Source organism: Micromonospora sp. S-DT3-3-22 (genome assembly GCF_015354745.1).
Classification (GTDB): domain Bacteria; phylum Actinomycetota; class Actinomycetes; order Mycobacteriales; family Micromonosporaceae; genus Micromonospora; species Micromonospora wenchangensis.
Genome location: NZ_JACGMO010000242.1, coordinates 1 through 3,537, shown reverse-complemented (window position 1 = coordinate 3,537; position 3,537 = coordinate 1). Strand labels below are relative to the sequence as shown.

General features: G+C 75.1%; 3 protein-coding genes and 1 pseudogene. All 4 read left to right on the top strand.

The genetic code is table 11. The features are described 5' to 3' along the window. Window positions 1-698, top strand: a pseudogene (locus H1A17_RS33725) (primosome assembly protein PriA); the annotation flags it as partial. Between the two features lie 191 nt (window positions 699-889). After that, window positions 890-1,873, top strand: coding sequence for an AAA family ATPase (locus H1A17_RS33720; RefSeq protein WP_145918936.1), 984 nt, complete (start codon window positions 890-892; stop codon window positions 1,871-1,873). Window positions 1,874-1,982: 109 nt separating this feature from the next. Then, complete coding sequence (gene def / locus H1A17_RS33715; RefSeq protein ID WP_145918937.1) at window positions 1,983-2,543, top strand: peptide deformylase; 561 nt, start codon at window positions 1,983-1,985, stop codon at window positions 2,541-2,543. Window positions 2,544-2,551: 8 nt separating this feature from the next. Further along, window positions 2,552-3,478, top strand: a complete 927-nt coding sequence (gene fmt, locus H1A17_RS33710; protein WP_194823782.1) for a methionyl-tRNA formyltransferase — start codon at window positions 2,552-2,554, stop codon at window positions 3,476-3,478. Window positions 3,479-3,537: the final 59 nt, after the last annotated feature.

Sequence of the window (3,537 nt, the reverse complement as noted above, 5' to 3'; positions counted from 1 at the left end):
CTTCCGATCTGCCGGGAAACGCCCGGCCCAGTTCCTCGGCGGCCGTGACCGGGGCCCGCCGGACCGCCGAGGAACTGGGCCGGGCGTTTCCCGGCGTGCCGGTGCGCACCTCGGGCCGCGACGAGGTGCTCGCCGCCGTGCCGGGCGGCGCCGCGCTGGTCATCGCCACCCCGGGCGCCGAACCGGTGGCCGACGGCGGGTACGGGGCGGTCCTGCTGCTGGACTCCTGGGCCCTGCTCACCCGGGCCGACCTGCGGGCCGGTGAGGAGGCGCTGCGGCGGTGGCTGTCCGCGGCGGCGCTGGCCCGCCCCGCCCCGGCCGGCGGGAAGGTGGTGGTGGTCGCCGACGGTGCCCTGGCCCCCGTGCAGGCGCTGCTGCGCTGGGACCCGGGCTGGTTCGCCGCCCGGGAGCTGGCCGAGCGGCGGGAGTTGGGCTTCCCGCCGGCGGTGAAGATGGCCAGCGTCACCGGCGGCGCGGACGCGGTGGCCGATCTGCTGGCGCAGACGCGGCTGCCGGACGGGGCGGAGGTGCTCGGCCCGGTCCCCGCCGACGAGGACCGGGAACGGATGCTGGTCCGGGTGCCCCGGTCCCGGGCCGCCGCGTTGGCCGGGGCGTTACACACCGCCGCCGGGGTCCGCAGCGCCCGGCGGGCCGCCGAACCGGTCCGTCTCCAGGTCGACCCGCTCAGCCTGTTCTGAGTCGCCGGTCAGTTCCGTCGGGTGCCCGGCCAGCCCGCCGTCGTACCCCTGGTCCGCCGGACGGCGGGCGTACGCGTGATAGCATCGCCCGTCATGCCCGGGCGCACGAATGGCGCGACGAAGGCGGGAACGCGTCGGGTCGACGCCAGATCGATGATGTCAATCAGCCGGTGAGCAGGGGTGGACCAGTCGTGACCGTTCGTCAGTCGATCGTCTTCAACGGTGACCTCGGCAGCGGCAAGAGCACCGTCTCCGTCGAGATCGCCAAGCGGCTGGGCCTGCGCCGGGTCAGCGTCGGTGACCTCTACCGGCAGATGGCCCAGGAGCGCCAGATGACCGCGCTCCAGCTCAACCTGCACGCCGAGCTGGACCAGGCCGTCGACGGCTACGTCGACCAGCTCCAGCGGGACATCGCCGCCTCCGGCGAGTCGCTGGTGATGGACTCCCGGCTGGCCTGGCACTTCTTCACCGACGCGCTCAAGGTGCACATGATCACCGAGCCGGCCGAGGCGGCCCGCCGGGTGCTGCTGCGCCCCTCCGGGCCGGCCGAGAGCTACACCTCGCTGGCCGAGGCGGAGGCCAAACTGCGCGAACGCAGCGACAGCGAGCGCAACCGGTTCATCCTCCGCTACGGCGTCGACAAGGCCCGGCTGCGCAACTACGACCTGGTCTGCGACACCACCCGGGCCTCCGCCGAGGAGGTCATCACGCACATCGTCGACGCGTACGAGGGCCGGCTCGCCGCCGACGTGCTGCGCGACGCCCCCCCGCTGCTGCTGCTCGACCCGGCCCGGGTCTACCCGACCGAGGACGTCGCCACCCTGCGCGGGCTCGACGGGTCCGGGCTCGTCGGGGAGCTGGCGGCGGCCGGCGATGAGGCCCTCGCCCCGCTGCGGATCGGCTTCACCGGCGAGTACTTCTTCGTCGTCGACGGGCACCGCCGGCTCAGCGCCGCCCTGCGCAACGGCTTCCCGCTGGTGCCCGCGCAGCTCGTCGCCGAGATGGACGAACCGGTCGTGGGGCAGACGAGCGCCGTCGACTACTTCGCCGCCCACGTGCGCCCCAGCCTCGTGCACGACTGGGAGGCCGCCCACGGCACCCGGCTCCCGCTGCCCGCGCACGCCCTGCTCGGCGGGGACGCGGTGCTGGCCGGCGAACCGGGCGCCGCCGGCTGACCCGGCCGTACCCCCCGATCACCACCCGTCGCGGTACGCCGGCCGGTGCCGCCGCCGGACTCCGTAGACTGGTACGGCACCACGCCGTCCAACGAAGGAGCCACCCCGCGTGACCGTCCAGCCCATCCGTCTGTTCGGGGACCCGGTGCTGCGCACGCCGGCCGATCCGGTCGTCGACTTCGACGTCGAGCTGCGTAGGCTCATCGCCGACCTCACCGACACGATGCGTGACCGCAGCGGTGCCGGGCTCGCCGCCCCCCAGCTCGGCGTGGGCCTGCGGGTCTTCACCTTCGAGGTGGACGACGTGCTCGGCCACCTGGTCAACCCGGTGCTGGAGTTCCCCGACACCGAGGAGCAGGACGGCCCGGAGGGCTGTCTGTCGATCCCCGGGCTCTACTTCGACACCAAGCGCCGGCAGAACGTGATCGCCAAGGGCTTCAACGGCTACGGCGACCCGTTGCAGATCGTCGGCACCGGGCTGATGGCCCGCTGCGTCCAGCACGAGACCGACCACCTCGACGGGGTGCTCTTCCTCGACCGGCTGGACCCGGCCGGGCGCAAGGAGGCGATGAAGGCGATCCGCCAGGCCGACTGGTACGACGAGGCCGCCCCGCCGACGGTCAAGGTCAGCCCGCACGCCGCCGGCAGCCCCTTCGGCCTGGGCCGGTGACCTCCCCGATGCGTCTGGCCTTCGCCGGTACGCCGGCGGTCGCCGTCCCCGCCCTGGCCGCGGTGCACGCCTCCGGGCACGAGGTGGTGGCCGTGGTGACCCGCCCCGACGCGCCCGCCGGTCGGGGTCGGGGTGTGCTGCGTTCCCCGGTCGGCGTCTGGGCCGACGAGCACGGCGTCGAGGTGCTCACCCCGGCCCGGCCCCGGGAGCCGGAGTTCCTCGACCGGCTCCGTACGCTGGCCCCCGACTGCGTGCCGGTGGTCGCCTACGGCGCGCTGGTGCCCCCGGCGGCGCTGGAGATCCCCCGCTTCGGCTGGGTCAACCTGCACTTCTCGCTGCTGCCCGCCTGGCGGGGCGCGGCACCCGTGCAGCACGCGGTGCTGCACGGCGACGAGCTGACCGGCGCCAGCGTGTTCCAGCTGGAGCAGGGGCTGGACACCGGCCCGGTCTACGGCACGCTCACCGACGAGATCCGCCCCACCGACACCTCCGGCGACCTGCTGGAGCGGCTCGCCCACTCGGGTGCCGGGCTGCTGGTCGCCGTCCTGGACGCGATCGCGGCGGGCACCGCCCGGGCCGAGCCGCAGCCCGCCGACGGGGTCTCGCTGGCCCCGAAACTGACAGTGGACGACGCCCGGGTGCGGTGGGGTGACCCCGCGTTCGCGGTCGACCGGCGGGTGCGCGCCTGCACCCCCGCGCCCGGCCCGTGGACGACGTTCCGCGGCGACCGGGTCAAGCTCGGCCCGGTGACCCCGGTCGGTAACGGCCCCGCCCTGAAACCTGGAGAACTGTTGGTGGAGAAGTCCCGCGTGCTGGCCGGCACGGCGACGGTGCCGGTGCAGCTCGGTGAGGTGCGCGCGGCGGGCAAGAAGGCCATGCCGGCGACCGACTGGGCGCGCGGCGTCCGGGTCGGCGTCGGGGAGGAGCTCGCGTGACCGGGCCGACCGCACGCCCCGACCGTCCGGCCGACGCCGACCGGCGCGGCGACGACCGG

Excerpts from the sequence above, each read along its gene's own strand:
- fmt (WP_194823782.1), top strand. The coding sequence starts at position 2,552 with ATGCGTCTGGCCTTCGCCGGTACGCCGGCGGTCGCCGTCCCCGCCCTG.